This is a genomic window from Thiothrix litoralis (assembly GCF_017901135.1).
Lineage (GTDB): Bacteria > Pseudomonadota > Gammaproteobacteria > Thiotrichales > Thiotrichaceae > Thiothrix > Thiothrix litoralis.
Map to the genome: position 1 here is coordinate 1,611,979 of NZ_CP072801.1, position 24,776 is coordinate 1,636,754.

The window sequence follows — 24,776 nt, forward strand, 5'->3', positions numbered from 1 at the left end:
TGAATGAACCGTAGATGGTTACATTGGTTGCCGATAGTGTTGTTGCTGGCTGCGGTGCTATTTGGATATAGCAGCGTGGTTGACAGTGCCTTTGAGGTATGGAAGCAGCAATTCCGTCAGGTTGCCCTGTCGGAAGGCATTCACGCTGAAACCGTGGATAGGGCTTTAAGCGGCTTGCTGCCTGACAGCAAGGTACTGCGTCTGGAAGCTCACCAACCCGAATTTACCAAAACCGTGTGGGAATACCTAGAAACGGCAGCGTCACCCGAACGCATTGCCACTGGGCAAGCTATGCTGCGCGATTACGCTGACTTGTTACAACGCATCCACACCCAATACGGTGTGCAGCCTGAATATTTGTTAGCGATTTGGGGGCTGGAAAGCAATTTCGGCAACCATACCGGGCGTTACAGCATTGTGCGCTCCCTAGCGACGCTGGCGTATGCGGGGGCTGTTGAGCGGCGTGATTTCTGGCAAAAACAGCTTGTGTCAGCGTTACGCATCCTGCAACAGGGTGATATGTCGCCGGTTGCCATGCAGGGTTCGTGGGCTGGCGCAATTGGTCATACCCAATTTATCCCAACAACATTTGAAGCCTATGCTGTCGATTTTGATGGCGACGGGCATCGTGATTTGGTGAACAGCATCCCGGATGCGCTGGCTTCCACCGCCAATTATCTGGCCAGTTCCGGTTGGGAACGTGACCAGCCGTGGGGCTTTGAAGTGCGTTTGCCTGCTAATTTCGATTGGTCGAAAGCTGACCCGGATTATTGGTTGCCCATGAATATCTGGGGCATGGTCGGTGGCTTGACCACAGCACAAGGGCAAGTGCTGGATGGCACGGGCGAAGGTTTCGTGTTGCTGCCCGCCGGTTATCGCGGCCCAGCTTTTTTGGCCTTACGGAATTTTCAGGCAATTCTCAAATACAACAATGCCCAGAATTATGCGCTGGCAGTGGGCTATTTGGGCGATCGTATCCAAGGCAAGCCACCGCTAACAGCAGCTTGGCCGACGCAAGATACCTCGCTGAGCCATGATCAAAAATCCGAGTTACAAGCCTTGCTCACGTCAGCGGGTTTTAATACTGACGGGGTAGATGGCAAGCTGGGGCCAAATACCCGTTCGGCTTTGCGGCGCTGGCAAGTCGAAGCCGGTTTCCCGGCTGACGGTTACGCCACGCTGCAACAGTTGGATGCGTTGCGCCAGCGCGTGGCTTCAGCTCCCCGCCAACCGTAACGCCAGCATGTGTTCGCAGGGCCCTTGGTTCAGCTTGTTCTGGATGTAAAAGTGGCAATGGCAGCTTGCCGCCACCAGGCGCATATCCGCATCCAGAGTGATTTCGGGCTGGTAGGTTTGTGCATTATCCAGCACTTCCCCGCGTATCAATACCCGGTCATTCTGCTGCGCTTCCCGCGCCAGTACCGTCACCAAATTGGCTAGCCGGAAATTGTCTGCTTTGGCTTCACGCTCATTGCTGAAACGCAGCTTATCCATCGGCAGCGGGTCTTTGCTGAGTTCACGGATGCGGTACACATCGCTATCCATGTCATACAACACCCGCCCGTATTGCGAATAAATCCCCAAGGCTGATTTGACGGTCAGTAGATCCAGCCCCAAGCGTAGCGCCAGCGAAGTAGCACTTTCCTGCCAAGTGGTTTGCAAAGCTGCAAAGACGCGTTCCGCCGTGACGCTATCGACTTCGCCGCGTGGCGCCATCAGGTCGAAATTGCCCATGCGTGAAAAGTCATTGGCGCTCCAGCCCGACAAACCCAGCGTGAAGGTCATGTGTTCCATTTCCGCCACCCAAAAGCTCGGCAGGCCGGAACCCATCAAACTCACGCGGAAATGTTTCACGATCGGCAACAAGCGTTCCAGAATGAACAAGCGTCGCCGCCCCCAAATACGGATTTCCTGCGCGGTATTGCCGCTGTAAAGACTGCGCGGACAGGTCAGGGTTTCGCCCCACGGGTCAAACTTCACCTGAATCGGTTGGTCAGGCGTCAGGCAGAAACGCAAGGAGCGTGGCCCACTTTTTTCCTTGTGGCGCTTTAAAAACAGCAGGATATTATACATATCCATCGGGTGCAGCGTGAATTCGGTAAACGGCAAACTCATGGCCGAGCTGACTTGCAGGAAACCGCGCACCCAACTGTCGGGCAGGTCAATCTTTTCTTCCTTGAAGTCGTCGCTCAACGCGGTCTGCACTTCAAAGCCGGAGGGGTCGATCACAAACTGGGTGCGTTTGTAATCACGGATTTTCTGGAATTCCTGATACAACTCGTGCGAATAGTCGATATTGGTCGTGCCATAAGCGTGTTCACGCACCTTATCGAACACCTCGTAACGGCAGCTTAATTTGCCGTAACTCGACTCATCCTGCGAGAAGCATTCAAAAAAGAGGCTGTCGGGGTGTACCGTAATCACCGGGTCGAGTACAAACCACGCATCCCTGTCATTTTTGTACAAATACTGGAAATACTTGGAGCGGGCATTGTAGAACGGTGATAACGCGGCACTTTCGGCGTGTTGCACTTCGCGCATTTGCTGGCGTAACTCATCCAGTTGCGCTTTGACCTTGCCCTGTTGCGCCATGGCTTGCGCCAGAAACACGTCTTCCTGCTCTTTGAGCCATGCCTTGTAATCGGATTTATCCTTGGGCTGGAAAGCCATATCCGACACCACGACCTGATGCAGCGCGGACATCGCCTCGCGGAACGGGATATGTTGCCCAAGGTCAGCGGCAAAAAATGTCGGGTTGCGCAACGCATCCGGCACGAATGACATGTTGGTTTCACGGCCGTTATTGGCGACTTGCGAATGACCGTGGTATTTTCTGGAAAATTCCATCAGTAAGCCCTCACCGCTGGTGCGATTATCTGTACCGGGGTTTGCTGGATGCCGTAGCGGTTTTGCAATTCAAACAAGGTTTTGATGTAACGCGATTTGTCGGCAATCACTCGGCTCAACGATTGGTCGCTGAACAAGGCCGCTACCATCCGCGCCACTTGCTCATCCTTGCCGGATTCGGTAAACAGGAAGGCAATCACCCGGTCTTTTACCAAACGCCCGCGATTCACCTGCGACAGCACGGTATTGAAATAGCCTTGCAGCTTGAGGATCGTGTCCGGCTTATTGGCGGCGTATGCCTGCAAAAAGTTCGATACAAACAACTGCACGTTATTGGCGGGGTGCTGGCTCAATTGCAGCAAGTAGGTTTCCCCCTCACCTTGCTGGAAGCCACGTAACACTAGTTCGCGCCCGAATTGTTGCACGTCGTGATAGACCTGATCACACACCGCCACGACCCGTTCACTCGTCCAGAAATCGTCTGCAAAGCCGCTGAAGAACTGGATGGCTTGGGCGCGGGTATCCTCCCAGCGGTTATCCAGAATCCGCACCGCTTCTGCGAACTGTGCGGCAACCCGTGCCGGATCAGCCTGTAAAGCTGTGATTGCCCACTCGCGCACTTGCAAGGTCGGGATTTTGCTCAACATCGCCAACTGCTTGACCGAAAACGCACTGGCAGGGTGTGCAGGCAAAATCAACGCCCCGGCACGTTCCGCCAACTTGCTTTTCGCGGTCAGCAAGCGCCATAACAGATTTTGGTCAATCTCGGCGTGGATCGCTGCAACCGCTTGCACCAGCGCCAGCATGTCATCGCTGTAACCATCCACAGGTTCAGCCTTGAATAGCAGCGGCAAAATATGTGCGAAAATGTCTTTCTGGAAGGCGGCATCGTTGATGGACAGCGCCACCGTCCGCGCTCCACGGCGCAATTCAGCATTGTCAGATGTGAGTGCATTGAACAGCAGTACCCGGTATTGCTGTTTCTCGGCATCACTGAGCTTGCTGATCAGGGCGATACCCAGGGCTTGCAATTCAGGTTCTGGGCGTGCCAGTAACAGCGGCAGCAACACATGATTGCCGGGCATGGCGTACACATAATTTTTCGCGAACAGTTGCACATCAGCATGGGGCGAGAGCAACAGGTTCAGCAATAAATCAGGGCTTTCTGCGAAGTGTTCTGGCGTCAGGTTTGCCAACGCGTGATGGCGGATGCTGGCAAACTGGGCATTCAGCAGTGTGTAGACCACCTCGGTCTGCTGCAAAGCGTCACGCAAGTGTTCCAGCGCCAGCGTCGCAGTATTTTCATAGGGGCGCACCACCAGTTCCAGCCAAGTGGCTTGGGTTTGTTCCTGCAAAAACGCCGTTTGCGGCTGGAGGCGACGGTAGGCGAAATCATTCACCATCGCTGCCTTGCAATGACGCAAGATGTAGAGCAAATCCTGCCCCGCATACGCCCACAAGGTTGGGAAAGCTTCCGGCTGGTTGGCTTCGTTCTGGCGGTTTTCCTGCAAAAACCAAGTGCCTATGTAGTTTTGTCCGTAGCGTTGGCTGTGACGGTGCAGGATGAAATTCAGCGCCACCAGTTCGGGGAAGTAAAGCAGGTGCTTTTTCGGGGTATGTTGTGCCATTGGCGAGGCATCATCCGCCAGCACTAATATTTCCCGCGCTAGCCGCAGATAATCGTTGGGGGCGAATTTACCCAAGTTGCGCAAATGGCGCACGGTACGGCGACGCAAATACAGCTTGCTTTGGCGGGTGAATGCCGTGTTTTCGTCGCGCCATGCTTGCCGCCGCCCTTCATCCGGGGTGGTTTCCAGCCGATGATTCAGCACGGCAAGTGCTGCGTGGTCATCCAGAAACTCGGCCATTTTGTAAAGCTTGCGGAACGAGGCGGTAAACGATTGGTTCACCGGGGCATTCTGGATGGCGCGGAAAGCCAGCGCCCGTTTGTCCGGCTGGATGCTGGCCAGCGCGTATAAGCCCACCACATGCTGGCTGTAATGTTCCAGCAACTGCTCTTTGGGTTGCAGGGCATCTTTGCGCAAATCGGCAAAGCGATCCATGAACAAGCGGCGGACGTGGTAATTGAGTGCAGTGTCATATTTACTGCGGATGGCATCGCTGACCTGATGCTGGTAGCCATAGAACCAGCGATTAGCCCTGATGGTCGGCACAACCCGCTTGACCACATCATCGTAAGCCTCGTGGGTGTGCAGGATGGCATAGCATTGCTGCAAACGTTCGGCGAACACGGCTGACTGACGTTTGCTTTGCTGCTCGTAGTAGTTGATGACACGCTGCCACAAGCTGCTGATATTTTTCACTTTACCCGTGGCTTTCAGGGCGTTTTGCAGGTTGCGTTTGGCCTCACCCCACAGGTATTGCACATTGCCTTCGTTGGCGCGGGCAATGTCGTAGGTATCATGTGCCAGCACGGTTTGCAGATTCATGCCTGCCAGCAGTTGCTGATACAGCTCGAAGTCGGCTTGGTATTCGCGCTGTTTCTGAGCCAGCAAGGCGTTATAGTGGTAACTCAGGACATCGGTAATGGCAGGTTCGAGTTTGGGCACGGCGGCCTTGCTTGCCTGAATTTTGGTATAGCTGACAGCATCAATGCGTTGCTGCATGAAATCCTGATCTGCATCTGTCAATACGGTTTGGCTGAGTGCCTGTTGGATGGCGTCGGTCAGCCCTTGCCAATGCAGTACTTGCTGGATGTATGCCCGATCTTCCTCATTCAAGCGGTCGAAAGACATGGTGGCGTAATGGTCAAATGCCTGGATGGCTTCAATCGCTTGCAGCGCATCCAGCGTTTGGTCAAATGCTGGTAGGCAGTTTTCTGGTGCTTGCCCGAGGTGCAGGCAGGCGAACTGGTACAGGTGCGCGGGCACTTTGTCCTGAAGCTGTTGCAAGATGGGCAGGGCGGCACTGTCACGGGTGCGTCCGGCTGCCCAAGCGATGGCGTAATAACACATCGGGTCGTCTTTGGCTTTACTGGGCAAGTTATTGAGCAGCGCTTGCAGGGCAGGAATCAGTTCCGGGATGCGTAGTTCCCCAGCTTTCCACACGCTGCGGCTTAGGGAGTAGCCATCAATCAGACCGGCGCTGTCGAGGTGCTGGTCGCCTTCCGCAAATTTGTAGAGACGTTCCAGAATTTGCTGGTCGCGGCTTTGGGCTTTTTTGCCTTTGCGTGGGGCGGCTTCGGTTGGGGCGGCGGTGCTGGCACCGATGGTTTCGCCCGTGACCGGGTTGTAGCCGATCAGCACTTCATAGCCTTTGTTCATCTTGCTGACCAGCAAGCTATCGGCGACTTTTTTGGCTTTGGCGGCATCGACGGGGGCGGCGGTTTTACTGCCTTCGGTGCGTGGCTTGCCGGAACGTCCGTAGCGGAAATTAACCAGCAGGTTGCCCTCAGAAACTTCCACAATGTCCACTTCGTACACTTTGTCGGAAGCGCCATCCTGAAAGCGCAGGGTAGTACGTCGGATCAGATTCATGACTTACCTCCGATTATTTCTTGGACTTGCGGCAATACATCGCGGTGCTGGATCAGCTCATCCAGCGTTGGTGGTGGCTTGATGGGGGCAACGCGCATGGTGTCCAGCGGCAGTTTGCCTTGCGCGGCACGTTCGCGGAATTGGGTGTTGCTGAACTTCGTTGCTTGTTCGGGTTTGCCGTGCTTTTGCTGGATGGCGCTAATCTGTTCTAAAAACTGGCTGCCTTTTGCTGGGTTCACCATGCGCACGTAATGGGCATAGCTTTTGATATTGGAGAGCAGGTTGTAACCGTTGCCCCAGCTTTTACCGGCGTAACCATCCTTGTCGATCTGGAACAGCAGGGCGCGGAATTGCTTGAGCTTTTTGTTATCCAGCGAGAGGTGCTGGTTGACGACGATGCCGGTGACTTCCTGTTTGCTACCCTGTTTCATGATGCGGGTTTTGTCTGGGTGCAGGTGGAAACCTTCTGCGGTCACGGTAGCCTTGGTTGAATAGAGCAGGGCGGGGATAGCATCAGCCTGTGTGCCAGAAAAGGTCAAATCGTCGGCGTAACGGGTGTAGGCAAAGCCATGTTTGCTCGCCAGACCTTGCAGGCGTTTGTCCAGCGTGCGGCAAATCACGTTGCTCAGGGCAGGGCTGGTGGGTGCGCCTTGCGGCAGGCGGCGGCTGGTGCTGTTCAGGTAATAGCGTTGCCCATCCATTTCCACGGTTTGGGTATCGGCTTCGGAACACAGCAGCGCCAGCAGGGAGGCGACTTCGTGGTTATAGCCGAGTTGCGCGAAAGTGCCTTTGATACGCGGGTAGGTAACGGTGGGGAAAAAGTCTTTCAGATCGAGATTGATCACGACTTTTTGCGCCAGATGCGGCTGGGCATTGCTGACAATGCTGCGGCCTTTGACGAAACCGTGCGCCTGTTCGGTGAGTTCCAGCGGTTGCAGGATATTATCCAGCACCCAGTATTGCAGGCGTTTCAAACGCGGCATGGGGGCGGAAATCAGGCGTGTACCGCCGGATTTTTTCTGCATCGCGAAATGCTGGTAGTGGCAAACCCGCGAAACTTGATTGCTGTAGGTCAGAAAGCGCAATTCGTTGAGGGTAATGCCCATGCCTTCCGCGAGTTCGGCAGCATTGGAATAGACGGGTAGGCCAAGGCTGTGCAGGCGTTCCGCGTCTGACACGTCAGCGGCGGCAGAGGGTTTGAACCCGGCAGCATCGCCAAGGTAGTGGATGTGGTTTTGCTGCTTTTCATGCCAAGCCTGTGCGCGATGGAAGCGGGTGACTTCGCGTTTGACTTTGGTATCAATGCGTTGCTGGCGGGCGGCGGCCATGCGTTCTTGGTGAATCGCTTTGAGGGCAGCTTTAGGGTCGGTAATCTGGGCGGATAAGGCGTTGATCTGGCGTTGCAAATCGCCACGGCGTTTGATCAGGGATTCGGCCAGCGTTGGCTGTGCGTCTTCCTTCCAGTAACCCAGCCGTTTCATCTCGCTGAGGATAACTTCATCCTTGGAGGTTTCTTTGATCTTGTCATAGAGTTGCTGGCGGGTGAGTTGGCTCATGCAAGTCCCTGATTATTCGTTATTGTTTTTAAAATAAATAGCCGACCCTTGAGTCGGCTATCGGTAGTAAATTACCTTCGTTCATCCAGAAGATCAGCTTGCTACACTCGATGCGGGGACGGACTACTGTGCGATATTGGTTTCCTTAGAAACGCAATGCAATTCGCACAGTAGTCCAGTCCCCGCCCTAGTAAAGAGCAAGCTGATGTCGCTTTGAAAGGCTCTATACGCGAACAGCGATCCACTGTTCAAGTTGCAAGGGTTCATTTACTGAGGAGGATTTTACTACACATCATCACTTGGTCAATTTTGGACTGATAAGCGGTGTTGGTTTATTGTGCGCAAGCTCTTATAACGATTGCCACAGTGAGGTGAAATCGTCCTCATCCTCTTCATTGGCATTTTCAGCCAGCGCGGTAAAGCGGAAATAGGCAAACGCCCCCAAACATTCATCCAGCAACACTAGCCGTACCCGTTCCTCGCGTTCGGCAAACTCTAAGCGGATTTCATCCCCGGCCTGAAAAATGTAGGCGGGCAAGATCAACGCTGGGTCAGGCCGAATCCCTTCAATGCTCGGCAGCATCAGACCATCTACTGGCAGTTTCTGGCTCAACACCCGGTTGAGCACATGCTTCACCGACACCACCATGATTTTGGTGGAAAGCAGTTCAACACCGCAACATAAACCACTGCCTGCCACAAATTCCATCCACTTGATCACCCCGATCATCCACACGGCGCTCTCGTCCGCTATGTCACGCAAAGCCACGATTTCACCTACACGAGCACCGGATGCCTCCTTGCCTTCCCAGCACAAACCGTAACCACCCACGCTGGTATTGATCACTTTCCATGACTGGATACGTGCACCTTCCTCCTCTTCCGCCACCTGGTGAATCACCGTTTTTTTGGAACGGCCTTCATCCTCATAATCGCTTTCCATAAACACATTGAACAACATGTCTTCCGCCTCCGCATCCTCGACGGCATCGGTTTTTTGTGCATCCCGGATCACGGTTAACACGTCAGGAAAACGTGTGACCATGCCAATCTGTTCCTTTTTGGGGAAGCGGTTGTAACTGCGGTTACGCACTGCCGACAGGTGATAAATGACCCGCTTGGCGAGGTTACGGCTCAAGCCTTCCTGAAGGATCATCGCGGGAACACCCTTCGCTTCCAGCTCCCGGATATGCCCATCCATACGCGCCAACAGTGCATTCAAATTCAACACCCTGACCGTGGGGGAATGCGGTAAATCGCTTAACAGCATCATCGCGGCGGGTTCATCGCTATTGAGGACTATCGCATGGGCGTATTCCCCGGTTTGCTGACCCTCCGCATCCCGCGCCAACGTCACCAAGGCGGTATTTTGCACGAAATAATGCATCAAACGGGCGACTTCCCCTTGCCGCAAACAATAAGGCTTTACCAAAGCCAGCAGGTTTATCTGGATGTAACGCGCCTCAATGGTTGGCGCACCGGGCGAAGTATCCCGCAACACCACCTTTTCGACGCCGTTTTCCACTGCCAACAAATACAGATGGTTAATGTCATGCCACAAGGTTTCGCGGGTACGCACGTACACCGAATACGTCAGCAACAGCACCCTTCCCATCCAGTCCATCGCCCGATAAATCGCCAATTGCAGGGATTTTTTATTGCCCTCCTTCTTGGTCATCATATCCAGCGTTGCCACCTGATAAGAACCCGCGAACTCCAGCATCAACGATTGGGTCAGCTCAAAAATCTTCTGACTTTTAGGGGTTAAAGGAAAAGCGCGGGCTTCCAAATGGCGTTGCAAGGCTTCCAGCGCAACATCCACCGCTGGGCGCAACATTTCGCTGATCTGCAAGCGGGTCATGGCGGGCAAGGCACGCCGATTCAAATCCACCAGCCCGTGGAAAATTCGCCGGGTGGTTTCACCGGGGTCAGTCAGTGGCAAAGCGGAAATCCATTCACGCGCTTTGCCGCTGGAAAGGGGGATAAAACGATGGTTGCTAATTTGCGCTTCGTCTGTCGCCATGGTCAGTGCATCCGTTATTATTTTTTATTTAGGGTATGCGTGCGAGTGTAGCAGCATCCCACCCAACAAACGAACACCACGCGATAATCGCGCTTAAATCACGCGATAGCACTCAGCTTTTCAACAAGGACAACGGCAATACTGTCAGCAACCCCCTTAAATTCCAGTAACCTGCAATGCCCACCAATACGCTGCCAATCACACTGCTGACCACTAACGGCCACAGATTCAGGTTAATATCCAGATCAAACAGGTAGTAAGCCAGTAAATTCCCTGCCGTCAACGCCAGCAGCCCGGCCAATACCCCCGCCAACGCCCCCAGCAACAAAAATTCCCCCCAGATACGCTGCCGCAGCAGCGCACGCCCTGCCCCCAACGATTTGAGGATGGCAATCTCACGCCGCCGCTCAGCCTTTTGCGATTGCAACGCCGCAATTAATACCACCACCCCGGCAATCAGGGTAAACACGAAAATGCCCTGCACCGCGAGGCCAGCCTGCGTCACCAAGGAACGCACCTGCGTCAAAATCGCCCCCACATCAATCGCCGTCACGCTAGGGAATTGGTGAATCATTTCCGTAATCAGCGGCTTTTTATCACCCAGATGAATGCTGGTAATCAGGGTTTGCGGCATATCCGTCACACTACCGGGTGCTGCAATCACAAAGAAATTCGGCTGCATACTGTCCCAACGGACTTCACGCACGCTGGTCACGGTATCGCTGAAACGCTGCCCGGCAATATCGAAAGTCAGCTTGTCACCTATGCCAAACCGCAACATTTCACCGATACCCTGCTCAATCGACAAGCCCTTTTCCCCTTTAGCAAACCACTTGCCTTCCAGCAAGGCATTACTTGCCGGAAATTCCGCAAAGGACGACAAATTAAACTCACGTTCCAACAAATTCTGCGCCCGCTGGTTTTCGTAATCATCAGGCTTCACGGGCTTATCATTAACTTCCACCAAGCGCCCCCGAATCATCGGATACAGATTCAGCTTCACCGCGTGTGCATCAAAAAAGCGCGTCAACGGCTCCGCCTCCGCAGGCTGGATATTAATCAGGAAATGGTCAGGCGCATCCGCCGGTAAGGTTTCCGCCCAACGATCCAGCAAATCGGTACGCACCGTGGTCAGCAGCAGCAACGCAAACAACCCGGTCGCAAATACCACCACCAGTAACACCGCCCGACGGGAACGCCCCAGCGCCGGAATCCAGCCCGCGCCGATCCGTTTGCCAAATGCTTGCACCAACCGCAATGCGCCGCTTGCCAATAACCAGAACAACCCCGTGCCCGCCAACAAGCCCAGCAACAGCATTCCCGCCAACGGCAAATCCCGCGATTGCAACCACAGCAACCCGAAAACGGCCAGCAACAAGCAGCCGACCACCCACCACAGCGACTGCTGCGGGCGTTGCAATGCCCCTTGCAAAATCTGCATCGGCGAGGTATTCACCAAACGCAACAACTGCGGCAAGGCAAACCCCAGCAACAGCACCACCGCCGTCAGCACTCCGGTGACAATCGGCATCAAGCTCGGCGCAGGCAAATCCTTACCCACAAAGCGGCTTAACCATTCCGCCAGCGCAAACTGCAACACCAGCCCCAGCAACACGCCGATAACAGCCGCCAACAACGCCGTCAGCAACAAGGAAAACGCATGGTCAAACAGCACTTGCCGCCGCGACATCCCCATTGCTTTCAACACTGCCACCGCTGGCAGTTCACGCCGCATCAAACTCGCGGAAGTCAGCACCACCGCCGCCCCTGCCAGCACCACACTCAACAAAGCCGCCAGCCCCAGAAAACGCCCGGAACGCTGCAACGTCTGCTGCACCGACGACAAATCATCCTCCAACGTGCGGATGCGTTCGGTCGGTTTAAGCTGCGGCTCCAACGCTTGCTGGAATGTTTTGATCACCGCCGCCTTGCCTGCAAACAACTGGTTGAAACGGGCGCGGCTAGCAGGCGAGAGTAATTCCGTCGCCTTCAAATCATCCAGATTCATCAGCACCACGGGGGCAAGCTGGAACAGGTTGCTGCTACGGTCAGGTTCTTGGGTCAAGACCCGCGTCAGGGTGAAGGTGCTGCGCCCCAAGGTAACACTTGCGCCCGGTTGCACCGCCAGTTCCGCAAACAAGCGGGCTTCTGCCCAGATTTCACCTTTTGCGGGTAGTTGCCCGTTGGAAGCGACTTCTGGCGCATCCGGCGCGGGCGCGGTTTTCAAATCGCCTCGCAGCGGGTAGCCGCTAGACACTGCTTTCAATTGCGCCAATTGCAACTTGTCGCCAGCGGAAGCCATGCTCGGAAAACTGACCGTTTCCGCCGTTTCCAGTCCCACGGTTTTGGCGCGTTGCACATAAGCCGCATCCAGCGGACGCGCCGAAGTCAGCACCAAATCACCCCCCAGTAATTGGCGGGCTTGCGCTTGCATGGCGTTTTCCACCCGGCTGGTGAAAAAACCCACGGCTGTGACCACGGTGACGGACACAATCAGCGCCAACAGCAGCAAACGCAGCTCCGGCATCCGCCAGCGTTGCTGCCAGTGTTTAAACAGCAAACTCATGCCAGCGCCCCTTCCACCAAGCGGTAATGGGTTTGGCAACGCGCCGCCAGTGTTTCATCGTGCGTAACCAATACCAGCGTGGTGTGGAATTGTTCCTGCAAGGCAAACAGCAACTCGGTGATTTCATGACCAGTGGTACGGTCAAGGTTGCCGGTTGGCTCATCCGCGAACAGGATTTGCGGGCGAGTCACAAAAGCTCGCGCCAAAGCAACCCGCTGTTGTTCACCGCCGGAAAGCTGGTTGGGGAAATGCCCCATGCGTTCCGCCAGCCCAACTTGTTGCAGAGCTTGCGTGGCTAAAGCGGTACGATCACCGGCTTGCGTGCCCAATTCCAGCGGCAGCATGACGTTTTCCAAGGCCGTGAGGTTCTCCAGCAAATGAAACGATTGGAACACGAAGCCGACCCGCCCCAAACGCAAGGCGGCACGCTGGTCTTCATCCAAACCATCCAGCGGCTGCCCGAAGAGCTTGACCGAACCATGGCTGGGCAAGTCCAAACCTGCCAGTAAACCCAGCAAGGTACTTTTCCCCGAACCGGACAGGCCGGTAATCGCCACCGACTCGCCGCTGTCAATCGTCAGGCTAATGCCACGGAGAATGTGTAATTCACGCCCCGCTTGAGGGATGGTTTTCACCAGATCGTTGGTTTGAATAGCTATTTTGTTCATTTACTAAGAAATCCATGGGATGTTGCGCATACTTTACCTGATCTTGCGCCGCCCTGAGCTTTTCACCGGCTAGGAATATGGTTATCTATGCGTTTTATCCCTGTTCCCACTCAAAGCCCACAATATTACGGTCAGTTTTGCTGAACTCGACGCCGATCAAATATATCGGCTGGTTTAGCCCCCGGTATTTGTCAGCATACGCACGGTCTTTGATTTGCTGTAATGCCTTACCTTGCGGAATCAGTTCCACCACCTTGAACTCAAAAATGTACACTTGCTGGTTAAACTTCAGGGTCATGTCAATGCGCCCTAAATTGCTGGTATCTTCCAGCGTGACATTCAAGCCCAGTGAGGCGAAATAGGAATAAAACACGCTGGCGTAATAGCCTTCGTAATGCTGGATCTCGTTATTGTTGTACCACTGGTGTGGAATGCTGGCGAAAAAGCTGTGGAACAATTGTTTGAGGCCAGCAAAATCATTGTTGAGCAACAAGCGGTACAACTGATTGCTATGCACGACCTGTTTGGATTTGTCCAGCACCAGTGCGGAGAGCAACGTTTCGTTCAGGCTTTGATAGACCTCACGATTGGGATAGCCCAGCGTATAAAAATACTGCCCGCCCAGATTTTCTTCCTGTTTAATGGTCAGGTAGCCGGTCTGAAACAATAACGCTTCGGTGGTGATATTACCCACTTCAAAACTGGATAGCATATCGCTGCTACTGAGCATACTATCGAGTGTCAGGGTCGGTATCTGGCGCTTAAGAAGCTGCTCCACCAGAAAAGTCGGTGTACCTGTTTCAAACCAGTAATTCCTGAACAGATGGTTTTTAAACAGTTGCAGAATATCAAACGGGTTATAGACGCCCGTCCCCAACCAGTTGTAACCGTTGTACCACGCCCGGATTTCAGCACGATCCAGCCCCGGTAGTTCAGGCGCGAATACGGTGTCGATATCCTCATCGGTGTAACCACACAGGCTGGAATAGCGCGGGATCAGGGTAATATCTTCCAGATTATTCAAACCGGAAAACAGGCTGACTTTGGAAAACTTGCTCACGCCAGTCAGGAAGCTGAAGCGGATATGCCCGTCAAAATCCTTGATCGTACCGTAGAAGCCGCGCAGGAAATCGCGGTTGGCTTTGGCAATGTCGGGGTATTCCAGCGCATCCAGAATGGGTTTGTCGTATTCGTCGATTAGCACCACGACGGGTAAGCCTGTTTGTTTGTGGGCATGGAGAAGCAGTGACTGAAAGCGTTCAGGACAGGTGGTGTAACCTGAGCGATACTGGAATTGTTCTTCAAGTCGATCCAGTTGCGCCATGAGATTTTGCGGCAGATAGTCGGCTTGCCGGAAGTTCCCCGAGCCAAAACTGAAGCGCAGCACCGGGTATTTCACCGACCAATCCCACTGATCATGGATAGCCAGCCCCTGAAACAACGGCTCGTTGCCTTCAAACAGTTCCTTAATGGTATCCAGCAACAGACTTTTGCCGAAACGGCGCGGGCGCGACAGAAAGTAATGTTTGCCGCTCTCGACAATTTGCTGGATCAGGCCAGTTTTATCCACGTAATAGTGGTTATCCTCACGGATTTCACGGAAGGTCTGGATACCGATGGGAAGGCGTTTGCGTTCAGTCATGACGGTTGTCTCTCTTGCCGGTGACGGCGGCAGCGGTAATCAGAGCAGTATACAGGGAGAATTTGCAATTCACGCCCCGTCTGGGGGATAGTTTTCACCCGATCGTTGGTCTGAATAGCGGTCTTGTTCATTTATGAAGGAATCCATTGGATGTTGCGCGTACTTTATTTGATCTTGTGCCTCATGGGCTTGTTACCGTCTACGACTGTGGTGATGGCGGCGGAAACACCCGTTACAACCACGCCCGAAACCCCGACTTTGCTGGTATGGGGCGACAGTTTGAGTGCTGCGTATGGCATCGCTGTGGATAAGGGCTGGGTCAACCTGTTGCAAGAAAAGCTGGGGGATGACTACAAAGTCGTCAACGGCAGCATCAGCGGCGAAACCTCCGCCGGAGGCTTGACCCGTTTGCCCGAAGCCCTGAAAACCCACCAACCTGCTTACGTCCTGCTGGAACTCGGGGCAAATGACGGGCTACGCGGCATCGACCTACCCACCATGCGCAGCAACCTGGAACAAATGGTGAAACTGGCACAAGCAGCCAAGGCCAAAGTCGTGCTGATTGGCATCAAACTGCCGCCGAATTACGGCACAACCTTTACCGACAAATTCGACGCGGTGTATACCGATCTGGCGAAAGAGTACGAATTGCCGCTCGTACCCTTCTTGCTGGCAGGTGTGGCGGAAGACTGGGATTTGATGCAAGCAGACGGCCTGCACCCGACAGCGGAAGCAGAACCCAAGGTGCTCGACAATGTGTGGGCAGTGCTGGAAGGCGTATTGCCCACAAAATAAACGTCAATATCCACGCTATTCAACGCGACAGCGTGTCATCTGTACACGCTGCCGCGCCCGATACCCCAACTTAGCCAGCCATACGGGCACATCCCCCGCTGCCACACGCGGCAACCTTGCCACCCACCATAGCGGCACGCTCAGCAATACCCCCAAGATGATCGGCAAGAAATCCACCCATTCACCACGCGGCATATCCACCCACCAGTACCAGCCAAACACTCCCTCCAGCAACAGCCCCCAAGCCAGCAACTCCACTGCCGCTGCCTCATGATGCCCATGCGCCCGGTGCTGTTCCCGATAACGCTGGAGTGATAACACAAACCGTCCCATCAGCAAACTGGTTGCCACCGTACTCACCAACAGCACAGCCCCCAACCACTCATAGTCAGCAGGCAACACCGCCTTAATCTCCGCCTTTGCCAACGCTCCACTGGTGAACGGCAAGCCTGCCAGCACCAGAGCCAACACCGCCAGCAAACCCAACGCCCACCCCGCCAGATTACGCTTGAACACCCCCACCCCGAGAAACAACGCCCCCTTCACCAGCGCGTGATGCACCATATACCACAGCAACGCCAGCACCAACGCGGCATTCACCTCAGTCTGAAGCAGCACTAACCCCGTAAAGGCACTCATCAAGCCCAATTGGCTCATGGTTGAATACGCCAAAATCACCTTTGGTGCCTGTTGCAGCAACCCAAGCAGCACCGCATAAAACGCCCCAAACAACCCCAGCCCTATCAATATTTCAGCCACCCATACCGTGGTTTCTGCCCCTGTTGGCAAAAAGCGCAACAAACCCAGAATCCCTGCCTTGACCATCACCCCACTCAACAACGCCGACACTGCGGGCGGAGCAGCCCCATGCGCCAATGGCAACCATACATGCAGCCCCGGCAACGCCAGCTTGATGCCAAACCCCAAGGTCAGTAATACCACCGCCTCCAACGGCAATGCTACCCCAGCGGCTTGGCTGAAGTAATGGCTGCCAGTAACGCCCATTGCCAGCATCATCCCCGCGAACAATGCCACCTCACCCAGCACTGTCCAGACCATATACACCCGCCCTGCCCGTGAGGTTGTTACTGAACGCTGCTGCACCACCAAACCGTAGGAAGCCAACCCCATCGCTGCAAACCCAAGGAAAAAACTGCTCATATCCTGTGCCACAATCAGCAGGAAGTTGCCCCCCATCGCCAACAGGAAAAACACTCGAAAACGCCAAGCATGACGGCTGCCCGGCGGTACACTCGCAACGCTATACAAACCCGCGCACAACCACAGCCAAGCGCTTACACCCAACCATACTTGCGCTACAAAATCAGTCAGCCCCCAGCGTAACCCCAGCAACACCCACGGCAAATCTTGCGTCACACCACTCGCGAAGCCTGCCGCCAGCAAGGCAGGCACTGCCGCCAACGGTAACAACCACCGCCCCAGCCCATCCGCTTTCACCAATACCAGCAACCACGGCAGCAGCGGTACACTCAGCAGCAACCACTTGAGTTCATCCATCACTTGTACTCCCGCTCCACAATCAGTTGCACCCATTCCAGCGGGCTAAACGGCATGGATGCCAGCAAACCCACCAACAAGGCAAACGAGGCCGTTATGACGGGTGGCCACAACAACAAAGCATGAGTTTCCAGCCGCCGGAACGGCACACGCTCATGCGGCCACGGCTCGGTGGCAGGCACAAACCACGCCCGATGCAAAATCGGCAAAAAATACGCCGCATTCAGCAAACTGCTAGCAATCAGGATCGGCAATACCCAAAACGCCTGCCCTGCTTCCACCGCACCCCAGCCCAGATACCACTTGGAAATGAACCCTGCCAGCGGCGGCACACCAATCATCCCCAAGGCCGCCAGCGTAAACGCCAGTGTCGTCAACGGCATCCGCCTGCCAATCCCGTTCATTTCGCTGACTTTATGCACCCCTAGTGTTTCCGCATAATTCCCGGCGGCAAAAAACAGGGTAATTTTCATAAACCCCTGATGCACCAGATGCACGATGCCACCCATCGTCGCAATCGGCCCCAAGATGGATACGCCCAGCGCAATGTAAGACACCTGACTCACTGTCGAAAATGCCAGCCGCTTTTTCAAATCATTTTGGAATAATGCCAACACTGAGCCATACACAATGGTAAACGCCGCTGCGATTCCCAAGGGAACCAGCAGCCCCAAGGAAGCCGCAAACTCAATCCCGTAAATGTCGTAAACCACGCGAACAATGCCGAATGCGCCCGCCTTGACCACCGCCACCGCGTGCAACAAAGCACTTACCGGCGCAGGGGCAACCATCGCCCTCGGCAACCAGCCATGCAGGGGAAATAACGCGGCCTTCACCCCTAGGCCAATAATCAGCAACAGAAAAATCCATTCCAGTTGCGGATGCAGCACCGCAGGCAAAGCGTCCAGAATACCGCCCTGCGTGAAATCCAGCGTCCCCGCCAACGCGGTCAGCCACACCGTCCCCACCAGCAGCAACACCCCACCACCCAGCGTATACACCAGATACAAACGTGCCGCTTTACGCGCTGCCTCACTGCCTTTGTGCGCCACCAAGGGGTAAGTCGCCAAGGTTAAAAACTCGTAAAACAACACAAACGTCAACAAATTACCCGCCAACGCCAAGCCGACTGTTGCTGACACACACCAGCTAAAAAATCCAAAGAAGCGGCTACGGTGTGGCGCACCTTCCAGATAGCCAATCGCATACACCGTTGTCACCAACCACAGTAGCGAGGAAAGCGTGACAAACAGCACCGACAAAGCATCCGCATTCAGCACCAGCTCCATGCCCGGCGCGAGTTCCCATGCCACCCGGTATGTCTGCTCGTGGAATACGCCCCAAATCATCATCCCGACAAACGCCAACCCCAGCAACGCCCCCGACAGGTTCAAGGTGGTACGCAACCAGCGACTCTCCTCTTTGAGGAAAAAAATCACCATCCCCACCCCAAACGAACTGAGGACAATCAGCAATGGCAACCATTGTTCCACCCAGCTCATAAGCCTGCCTCCATCACCCGAATACCCAGCCAATGCCAAATGCCTGATGCACCCAAGCCCAACCCAAACGTTGCCACCAACACCAACAGTAACGCCGGTGCTTCCCGCAACAACGACACCACCGACACCCGCACCGCAGGCAAATGCCCGAACACATGCCCCAGCAAACGGAACACATAAGCACTTGCCAACAATGTACCCACGGCGATCACCACCGCCCACCACCATTGCCCGCTGGCAAATGCTGCCACCAGTAACTGCCACTTGCCAATAAACGTGCCACTCGGCGGCAAACCAATCAGCGCAATCCCCGCCAAAGCCATCACGAAGGTTGCTACGGGTAACTGTTGCGCCATCCCCCCCAGTTCACGGATACGGTCATGCCCCGCATGGTGCAACAATGTCCCCGCCACCAAAAACAGCGCAGACTTGGCAAACGCATGGGTCAGGGCAAACACCACCAACGCCCCCAGCAATACTTCACGACTCGCCGCATCAGCCACCGCCAGCAAGGGCAAAAACAGCATGAGATACCCCAATTGCGCCACCGTTGAATACGCCGCCAGCAATTTCAAGCGCTCCGCCCGCAAGGCTGACCACGCCCCCCACAACACTGCTATTGCCCCCAACACCCCGAGCGCATCGGCCAACCAGCCATCACGTATCACGGGTGGGAACAACTCCAGCCAGAAACGCAACAACAGATAGAAAGCCGCCTTCACGACCAAAGCAGATAACACCGCACTCACCGGCGCAGGCGCGTTGGAATGCGCCGGAGGCAACCAGAAATGCAGCGGGAACAAGGCCATTTTCAGCATCAGCCCAGCGCACAGTAGCAATACGGCCACCCATGCCAGCGGCTCAGGCTGCATCACGGCTGCGACCTGACGCATATCCAGACTGCCATACCCCGCATACAGCAAGCCAATGCCCACCAGATACAGCATCGACCCCACCAACCCCACCAGCAGGTAACGCAATGCCGACACCAATGCCTCACGCCCGCCACCCAAGCCCGCCAGTGTTGCTGCCGACAAACCCAGCAATTCCAACGTCACGTAAATATTGAACAAATCCCCGGCGACAAACAGCGCATTCAAGGCAGTTGCCAATAACAACCACAACGGCCAGAAATGGGCGCGGCTCGCGACATCAGGAAAATACTGCCACGCATACACCCCCGCGCCTAACATCACCATGCTTGCCATCAACACCATCAACACGGCCAGCCCATCAGCATACAATACGATGCCCAACCCAGCACCCCAGCCTCCCGCTGCAAGGGTTTGCACCCCGTACTGACTAACTTGCAACGCCAGCATCACTGCCATCGTGACACTCACCGCCAAAGCGACTACACCCACTTGATGAGCGCGTTTTCCCCACAACACCGCCAGCAAACTCGCCAACAACGGCACGGCAATCACGCCTAACAGCGCCTCACTCATCATCCGTGTCCTCCAGACGGCGGATCAACGCCACCGCCAACGCCGTTGCACTGATCGCCACCACAATGCCGGTCAGCACCAAAGCGTGCAACAACGGGTCGGGCGACACATTTTCGCCCCGATACGCCAAGGTAATCAGCAACAGAAATACCCCCGCGCCCATCACATTCACACTAATGACCTTGCGCAACGGTTCAGCGTGCAACCATGCCCCCCACAAGCCCACTGCCAATAGGCATACGCCAGCGAACACATACAATTCATGACTGGAAAGCGTCATATTTTATCCTCTTGCCGTGGTGGAATTCCTCCCATGAAAGCCAGTACCAAGGTCATGCCAATCGACAGCGTTGCCGCCCCTTCAATCAACAAAATCCACACCCCAGCCTGCCCCTCGGGATAACGCAGAAAACCCTCACCCCACCATGCCAAACCCACCCCGACCAACAGGAATATCCCCGTACCGACCACCAACCCGCCGTGCAAATACAACGGACGTAACGGCAAACCACCCCAGCGCTTACCCGCCAGCACCAATACAATACCCGCACCACCCAGCAATGCGCCCGCCTGAAATGCGCCACCGGGGGCGTGCGCCCCAGCCCACAACACATATCCCGCCATCACGATCAGCACCGGCACCAGCCACACCGCCAAATCAGTTAAAGTCGCTTCCGCCACATACGCTGGCTGCGGCTTACCCAAAGCGCGAATCCCCAGCACTGCCACCAGCAATACCGCCAGCTCCAGCAAGGTATCGTAAGCCCGAAAATTCAACAGCACCGCCGTCACCGGATTACTAACACCGCTCTCAGGCAGATGCGCATACACCTGTTCACCCAAGCGCCAGCCATTACCGGTGACCAGCACCGACAGTAAACCCCACGCCACCGCGACACCCAGCAACATCACCGCCACACCTGCCAACCACTGTAGCGGGGCAGTGAACAACAGCGCATCGGGTGATTTGCGTCGCCCACGTAAAGTAGACACCAGCAATGCACCGCTAACCCCAGCGCCAATCGCGGCTTCTGCTAAAGCCACATCTGGGGCATACAGCCGCGCCCACAGCAAAGCCAGCACCAGACCCAACACCACAAATAACAGGATAGCGAGCCGCCGATCACGGGTCAGGGTAGACACCATTCCCAGCAATACCACCAAACTCGCCAACAGCAGATCCTGCCATTGCCATACAGTATCAATCGGCATCTCGTTCTCTCCGCCGCAAGCTATTGGCAATCAGATAGGCATTCACCGCACTGGCAAGCAAAGCCAGCACCCAGACCAGCAGCACTTTGCCTGCCCACCAGCCGTCCGGGGCTTGCAACAGCAAACCTGCCACCAATAAACCCAGCCCCAAATTATCCACCTTGGTTAAGGCATGTAGCCGCGAGTATGTGTCTGGCAAACGCAATAAGCCCACGCTACCCGACCAGTAGAAAAACACACCAGCACTCACCAATATCACGGTCAGCCAATCAATCATGCTGCCCCCGCTGCGCCTGCCGACGGGTAAACACGGCTGTCACCAACACCGCCAATACCACCAGCACCAAGGCTACATCCACCAAGACGGGCAGCGGCAAACTCACCCCCAACACCAGCAGAATACCAACACCCGATGTTCCCAGCAATTGCGCTGCCATTACCCACTCGACGGTGGAATTGCGCGATAAAATCGCCACCAACCCTGTCAGCAAAGCCAGCAGCAAGGCCAGTATTACCAATCCCCAAAAGACTTGCATCATCCAACCTTCCCCACGTCCAAACCAAATACATCAGCAATCCGCTGTTCCACGCGTACCAAACCTTCCTGCGTTGACGCATCCACTATCAGTGCGTGTATATGTAACTGCCCATCCTCACCCAATTCCGCACTCAGGGTTCCTGGCAACAGGCCGATAGAATAAATGAACAAGGTACGCGCTGTACCCGCTGGCAAATGGATAGGATAAACGAGGAACTCAGGGTGTATCGGAATGCGCGGCAACCACACACGCCACGCCACATCCACACCACCACGGATGGACTCCAATAAAAAAAAGGAGACGAAGCGCAACACACCAAACCATGAAACGGCTGTTCCCACCTGTGACACAGATGATGATTTAGCCAGATACAATTGACGATAAGCCAGCCATGCCAGCAATACCGTCGGCACACCCAGTATCCACGAACCAACATCACCGGCTACCAACAACCACCAAAACACCGTCAGTATGGCTAAAACAGATAACGATCGGGACAAGGAGAATGTAATTCTCGGCATAAACAAGGTTCCGGCAAGTGGCTGACTGGGGAAGTATAATATACCCCTGCACTAGCCCCAGAATGAAACCTTGAAAACACAGGTTTTATGATTACCGAACGCTACTTTGAGCTATCAGCACACTTAATAACCCAGTAGCCACCCACTAACGAGGCAATAATCACCCCAACGCCGATAAGTGCTAGTGGCTGGTACTTGTCAATATCCAGCGTGATAATTTTTCGTCCCAAGGCAATCAGCGCAATGGCAATAATGACATGCAGGCCAATTTTGCCATGAAGGTAGTACTCCTTCATGGTTTCCAGTAATTCCAGACCGATCAGGATCATCAGGAAGAAACCAAAAATTTCCAACAACTCCGCCGTATCAAGTACAAACAAAGGAGGATTGAAAACATCCTTATACAGTAACCAACCCAATTCCATGGTAGACAAGGCAACAACAATAAGCATCATCACAATCAGGGCAAGCGTGATGAATTTCTCGAAATTCTTCATTAACACAACAAACATGCAACTGACCTCAGACCGTTGCCACCATATCGCGGTAAGCGTGCCAACTGGCATAAGAAATCAAAGGCATGGCAATGATCAAGCCAAGGCTAAAAGGCAACAAACCCGCGCCAATAATCAGCGCAATGGTTGCCCCCCACGCCAGCATCACTTTCCAGTTGGTCAGGATAGCGCGGATACTGGTATTCAAGGCCGTCACCAGACTCACCTTGCGTTCCAGCAACATCGGCACAGTAGCCACACCCGTCACGAATGACACGAGTGCAAACATCAACCCGACCGACATAAACGACAGCGTGAACAGCCAACCCATTTTTGACCCCAGCAGTGCCGCCATAAAACCAATATAACTATGCTGCTCCGCTGCTGCCGTATCTTGCAGGAACACATCCAGCACGATGGACGACATCCGTAACCACAACAACACCAGCACCCCCAGCAACGCAGAGTACAGCAGTAAATTGACCGGGTTACGCTTTAACGCCAGCGTAGACTTCAAAAAATTGACCGGATCGCCGTGTTCACGCCGCAGGCTTAAATCGTATAAACCCAGCGCAAGGAACGGCCCCCACAACATGAAACCCGCTGCTGTCGCCATAAAAAAACCGGGATTATTGGCAGACAACAGGCTCATGCCCACCCCCACCAGCGCAAAGATGATGCCATACAACAGGCTGGACCACGGGTTGGCCTTAATATCCTGCGCCCCCTGCCGTAACCACTTGGGAATATCGGCCAATTCGACCTGACGCACGGGGTACTCAGTGAACGGCTGTTCGGTGCTGATGGATTGCATAATTATTCTTTCCTGCTGAATGGGGTTCCATCATACGAATTCGCCACCCCTGATTCAACCACGGCTGAACGTGTCCGCTCCACCTGTTTCAATTTCAAGTGCAAAGCGGCCTTCGCCATCATGTGCGCACTCACTGGCGCGGTCATGAACAAAAACAGCGTCACCAACACTTCGTGCAAGCTCACCCCATCGGCGTTGAACGAAAAATACAGCGCCGAAGCCACCAACACCGCCCCCACACCCAAGGTACTCGCCTTGGTTGGCCCGTGCAGGCGCATGAAAAAGTCCGGCATTTTTGCCAAACCCCACGACCCTACCAACGTAAAAAACGCCCCGACCAAAACCAACACCGCCAATGCTGCATCCAACATCACGCTACTCCATAATATCGCCGCGCAACAAATACTTGCTCAGCGCGATCGTACCCACAAAACCCATCACCGCAATCAGCAGCGCCGCTTCAAAATACAAAGGGCTACCCTGCATCAACCCAAACAAAATCAGCAAAGCAATCGTGTTCAAGTAAAGCGTATCCAACGCCAATATCCGGTCAGGCACACTCGGCCCCACCAACAAGCGGTACAAGCTCAACAACAAGGCCAGCGACACCATGCCAAATGCCAGCGGCAATACCATGCTTAACATACCTGTAACACCTCCATCAAAGGCCGTTCGTAACGCTGCTTCATCTCGCGCAAACTCGCATCCACATCATCCACATGCAGCGCGTGAATCAACAACTGGCGACGGTCAGCCGACAATTCGCAGGAAACCGTCCCCGGTGTCAATGAAATCGTATTCGCCAAAATACTCGCCCCCAACGGCGAACGTATATCCAGCTCCATCACCATAAAAGCCGGTTGCAGCGTGCGGGCAGAACCCAGAATCAACGCGGCCACATGCAGGTTTGCCACCACAATATCCCACAACACCACCAGCAGGAACTTAAGCAATACCCACGGATGCCGCACCACCACCCGTTCCGGCCAAAACCCCAACGTCAACAACGGGATCAGCAACGCCAATACCGCGCCCAACACCACATGCCCCATGGCCACGGTATTGTTCAGCAATAACCAGACCAACAACAGGAACACGCTCAATAACGGGTGTGGTAATACTTTATTCCACATT

At 54.7% G+C, this 24,776-nt stretch carries 22 protein-coding genes; 2 read left to right on the plus strand and 20 right to left on the minus strand.

Annotated features, from left to right (window positions below):
* Positions 1 to 3: 3 nt before the first annotated feature.
* Positions 4 to 1,236, plus strand: coding sequence for a lytic murein transglycosylase (locus J9253_RS07865; protein WP_210224059.1), 1,233 nt, complete (start codon positions 4 to 6; stop codon positions 1,234 to 1,236).
* On the opposite strand, the gene J9253_RS07870 is transcribed toward J9253_RS07865, so the two are convergent.
* The 7 genes from J9253_RS07870 to J9253_RS07900 all read right to left on the minus strand — a co-directional run bounded on the left by J9253_RS07870 (position 1,216) and on the right by J9253_RS07900 (position 14,799).
* Positions 1,216 to 2,847, minus strand: a complete 1,632-nt coding sequence (locus J9253_RS07870; RefSeq protein ID WP_210224060.1) for a hypothetical protein — start codon at positions 2,845 to 2,847, stop codon at positions 1,216 to 1,218. The two genes, J9253_RS07865 and J9253_RS07870, sit on opposite strands and share 21 nt — an antisense overlap.
* The gene (locus J9253_RS07875; RefSeq protein WP_210224061.1) at positions 2,847 to 6,344 is read right to left on the minus strand and encodes a hypothetical protein; all 3,498 of its coding nucleotides are present in this window, start codon (positions 6,342 to 6,344) and stop codon (positions 2,847 to 2,849) included. Before J9253_RS07875 ends, J9253_RS07870 begins: the two co-directional genes overlap by 1 nt.
* A complete protein-coding gene (locus J9253_RS07880) occupies positions 6,341 to 7,900 on the minus strand; it encodes a reverse transcriptase family protein (RefSeq protein WP_210224062.1) in 1,560 nt (519 codons plus the stop codon). Before J9253_RS07880 ends, J9253_RS07875 begins: the two co-directional genes overlap by 4 nt.
* Positions 7,901 to 8,249: 349 nt before the next feature.
* Complete coding sequence (locus J9253_RS07885; protein WP_210224063.1) at positions 8,250 to 9,923, minus strand: hypothetical protein; 1,674 nt, start codon at positions 9,921 to 9,923, stop codon at positions 8,250 to 8,252.
* Positions 9,924 to 10,035: 112 nt separating this feature from the next.
* Positions 10,036 to 12,489, minus strand: a complete 2,454-nt coding sequence (locus J9253_RS07890; protein WP_210224064.1) for an ABC transporter permease — start codon at positions 12,487 to 12,489, stop codon at positions 10,036 to 10,038.
* Positions 12,486 to 13,157, minus strand: a complete 672-nt coding sequence (locus tag J9253_RS07895) for an ABC transporter ATP-binding protein (protein ID WP_210224065.1) — start codon at positions 13,155 to 13,157, stop codon at positions 12,486 to 12,488. Before J9253_RS07895 ends, J9253_RS07890 begins: the two co-directional genes overlap by 4 nt.
* A 94-nt stretch (positions 13,158 to 13,251) precedes the next feature.
* Entirely contained in the window at positions 13,252 to 14,799 is a 1,548-nt protein-coding gene (locus tag J9253_RS07900; protein WP_210224066.1) for an ATP-binding protein, read from the minus strand.
* Between the two features lie 150 nt (positions 14,800 to 14,949).
* Between J9253_RS07900 and J9253_RS07905 the strand changes: the two genes are divergently transcribed.
* On the plus strand, positions 14,950 to 15,594 hold the full coding sequence (locus tag J9253_RS07905) for an arylesterase (RefSeq protein WP_210224067.1): 645 nt from the start codon (positions 14,950 to 14,952) through the stop codon (positions 15,592 to 15,594).
* Between the two features lie 15 nt (positions 15,595 to 15,609).
* On the opposite strand, the gene J9253_RS07910 is transcribed toward J9253_RS07905, so the two are convergent.
* The 13 genes from J9253_RS07910 to J9253_RS07970 all read right to left on the minus strand — a co-directional run bounded on the left by J9253_RS07910 (position 15,610) and on the right by J9253_RS07970 (position 24,775).
* The gene (locus tag J9253_RS07910) at positions 15,610 to 17,112 is read right to left on the minus strand and encodes a complex I subunit 5 family protein (protein WP_210224068.1); all 1,503 of its coding nucleotides are present in this window, start codon (positions 17,110 to 17,112) and stop codon (positions 15,610 to 15,612) included.
* On the minus strand, positions 17,112 to 18,614 hold the full coding sequence (locus J9253_RS07915; RefSeq protein WP_210224069.1) for a complex I subunit 5 family protein: 1,503 nt from the start codon (positions 18,612 to 18,614) through the stop codon (positions 17,112 to 17,114). Before J9253_RS07915 ends, J9253_RS07910 begins: the two co-directional genes overlap by 1 nt.
* Entirely contained in the window at positions 18,611 to 20,065 is a 1,455-nt protein-coding gene (locus J9253_RS07920; RefSeq protein WP_210224070.1) for a complex I subunit 5 family protein, read from the minus strand. Before J9253_RS07920 ends, J9253_RS07915 begins: the two co-directional genes overlap by 4 nt.
* Entirely contained in the window at positions 20,055 to 20,342 is a 288-nt protein-coding gene (locus tag J9253_RS07925) for an NADH-quinone oxidoreductase subunit K (protein ID WP_210224071.1), read from the minus strand. The genes J9253_RS07920 and J9253_RS07925 overlap by 11 nt, the downstream gene beginning before the upstream one ends.
* Entirely contained in the window at positions 20,339 to 21,274 is a 936-nt protein-coding gene (locus J9253_RS07930; protein ID WP_210224072.1) for a hydrogenase subunit MbhD domain-containing protein, read from the minus strand. Before J9253_RS07930 ends, J9253_RS07925 begins: the two co-directional genes overlap by 4 nt.
* Positions 21,264 to 21,551, minus strand: coding sequence for a monovalent cation/H(+) antiporter subunit G (locus tag J9253_RS07935; protein ID WP_210224073.1), 288 nt, complete (start codon positions 21,549 to 21,551; stop codon positions 21,264 to 21,266). Before J9253_RS07935 ends, J9253_RS07930 begins: the two co-directional genes overlap by 11 nt.
* Positions 21,544 to 21,813 (minus strand): monovalent cation/H+ antiporter complex subunit F, encoded by a 270-nt coding sequence (locus J9253_RS07940; protein ID WP_210224074.1) that lies wholly within the window; start codon positions 21,811 to 21,813, stop codon positions 21,544 to 21,546. The genes J9253_RS07935 and J9253_RS07940 overlap by 8 nt, the downstream gene beginning before the upstream one ends.
* Positions 21,810 to 22,334: a Na+/H+ antiporter subunit E gene (locus J9253_RS07945; RefSeq protein ID WP_210224075.1), complete on the minus strand. Its 525-nt coding sequence runs from the start codon at positions 22,332 to 22,334 to the stop codon at positions 21,810 to 21,812. Before J9253_RS07945 ends, J9253_RS07940 begins: the two co-directional genes overlap by 4 nt.
* A 101-nt stretch (positions 22,335 to 22,435) precedes the next feature.
* A complete protein-coding gene (locus J9253_RS07950; RefSeq protein ID WP_210224076.1) occupies positions 22,436 to 22,846 on the minus strand; it encodes a phosphate-starvation-inducible PsiE family protein in 411 nt (136 codons plus the stop codon).
* Positions 22,847 to 22,856: 10 nt separating this feature from the next.
* Positions 22,857 to 23,642, minus strand: coding sequence for a DUF2189 domain-containing protein (locus tag J9253_RS07955; RefSeq protein WP_210224077.1), 786 nt, complete (start codon positions 23,640 to 23,642; stop codon positions 22,857 to 22,859).
* A 2-nt stretch (positions 23,643 to 23,644) separates the two neighbouring features.
* Positions 23,645 to 24,013 (minus strand): Na+/H+ antiporter subunit G, encoded by a 369-nt coding sequence (locus tag J9253_RS07960; RefSeq protein ID WP_210224078.1) that lies wholly within the window; start codon positions 24,011 to 24,013, stop codon positions 23,645 to 23,647.
* Between the two features lie 4 nt (positions 24,014 to 24,017).
* Entirely contained in the window at positions 24,018 to 24,287 is a 270-nt protein-coding gene (locus J9253_RS07965; protein WP_028487806.1) for a K+/H+ antiporter subunit F, read from the minus strand.
* A complete protein-coding gene (locus tag J9253_RS07970) occupies positions 24,281 to 24,775 on the minus strand; it encodes a Na+/H+ antiporter subunit E (RefSeq protein ID WP_210224079.1) in 495 nt (164 codons plus the stop codon). The genes J9253_RS07965 and J9253_RS07970 overlap by 7 nt, the downstream gene beginning before the upstream one ends.
* Position 24,776 lies beyond the last annotated feature (1 nt).

What these genes read in the sequence shown, in the direction of transcription:
- J9253_RS07865 (WP_210224059.1), top strand. Translation starts at nt 4, where the DNA reads ATGAACCGTAGATGGTTACATTGGTTGCCGATAGTGTTGTTGCTGGCT.
- J9253_RS07870 (WP_210224060.1), bottom strand. Translation starts at nt 2,847, where the DNA reads ATGGAATTTTCCAGAAAATACCACGGTCATTCGCAAGTCGCCAATAAC.
- J9253_RS07875 (WP_210224061.1), bottom strand. Translation starts at nt 6,344, where the DNA reads ATGAATCTGATCCGACGTACTACCCTGCGCTTTCAGGATGGCGCTTCC.
- J9253_RS07880 (WP_210224062.1), bottom strand. Translation starts at nt 7,900, where the DNA reads ATGAGCCAACTCACCCGCCAGCAACTCTATGACAAGATCAAAGAAACC.
- J9253_RS07885 (WP_210224063.1), bottom strand. Translation starts at nt 9,923, where the DNA reads ATGGCGACAGACGAAGCGCAAATTAGCAACCATCGTTTTATCCCCCTT.
- J9253_RS07890 (WP_210224064.1), bottom strand. Translation starts at nt 12,489, where the DNA reads ATGAGTTTGCTGTTTAAACACTGGCAGCAACGCTGGCGGATGCCGGAG.
- J9253_RS07895 (WP_210224065.1), bottom strand. Translation starts at nt 13,157, where the DNA reads ATGAACAAAATAGCTATTCAAACCAACGATCTGGTGAAAACCATCCCT.
- J9253_RS07900 (WP_210224066.1), bottom strand. Translation starts at nt 14,799, where the DNA reads ATGACTGAACGCAAACGCCTTCCCATCGGTATCCAGACCTTCCGTGAA.
- J9253_RS07905 (WP_210224067.1), top strand. Translation starts at nt 14,950, where the DNA reads ATGTTGCGCGTACTTTATTTGATCTTGTGCCTCATGGGCTTGTTACCG.
- J9253_RS07910 (WP_210224068.1), bottom strand. Translation starts at nt 17,112, where the DNA reads ATGGATGAACTCAAGTGGTTGCTGCTGAGTGTACCGCTGCTGCCGTGG.
- J9253_RS07915 (WP_210224069.1), bottom strand. Translation starts at nt 18,614, where the DNA reads ATGAGCTGGGTGGAACAATGGTTGCCATTGCTGATTGTCCTCAGTTCG.
- J9253_RS07920 (WP_210224070.1), bottom strand. Translation starts at nt 20,065, where the DNA reads ATGATGAGTGAGGCGCTGTTAGGCGTGATTGCCGTGCCGTTGTTGGCG.
- J9253_RS07925 (WP_210224071.1), bottom strand. Translation starts at nt 20,342, where the DNA reads ATGACGCTTTCCAGTCATGAATTGTATGTGTTCGCTGGCGTATGCCTA.
- J9253_RS07930 (WP_210224072.1), bottom strand. Translation starts at nt 21,274, where the DNA reads ATGCCGATTGATACTGTATGGCAATGGCAGGATCTGCTGTTGGCGAGT.
- J9253_RS07935 (WP_210224073.1), bottom strand. Translation starts at nt 21,551, where the DNA reads ATGATTGATTGGCTGACCGTGATATTGGTGAGTGCTGGTGTGTTTTTC.
- J9253_RS07940 (WP_210224074.1), bottom strand. Translation starts at nt 21,813, where the DNA reads ATGATGCAAGTCTTTTGGGGATTGGTAATACTGGCCTTGCTGCTGGCT.
- J9253_RS07945 (WP_210224075.1), bottom strand. Translation starts at nt 22,334, where the DNA reads ATGCCGAGAATTACATTCTCCTTGTCCCGATCGTTATCTGTTTTAGCC.
- J9253_RS07950 (WP_210224076.1), bottom strand. Translation starts at nt 22,846, where the DNA reads ATGTTTGTTGTGTTAATGAAGAATTTCGAGAAATTCATCACGCTTGCC.
- J9253_RS07955 (WP_210224077.1), bottom strand. Translation starts at nt 23,642, where the DNA reads ATGCAATCCATCAGCACCGAACAGCCGTTCACTGAGTACCCCGTGCGT.
- J9253_RS07960 (WP_210224078.1), bottom strand. Translation starts at nt 24,013, where the DNA reads ATGTTGGATGCAGCATTGGCGGTGTTGGTTTTGGTCGGGGCGTTTTTT.
- J9253_RS07965 (WP_028487806.1), bottom strand. Translation starts at nt 24,287, where the DNA reads ATGTTAAGCATGGTATTGCCGCTGGCATTTGGCATGGTGTCGCTGGCC.
- J9253_RS07970 (WP_210224079.1), bottom strand. Translation starts at nt 24,775, where the DNA reads ATGTGGAATAAAGTATTACCACACCCGTTATTGAGCGTGTTCCTGTTG.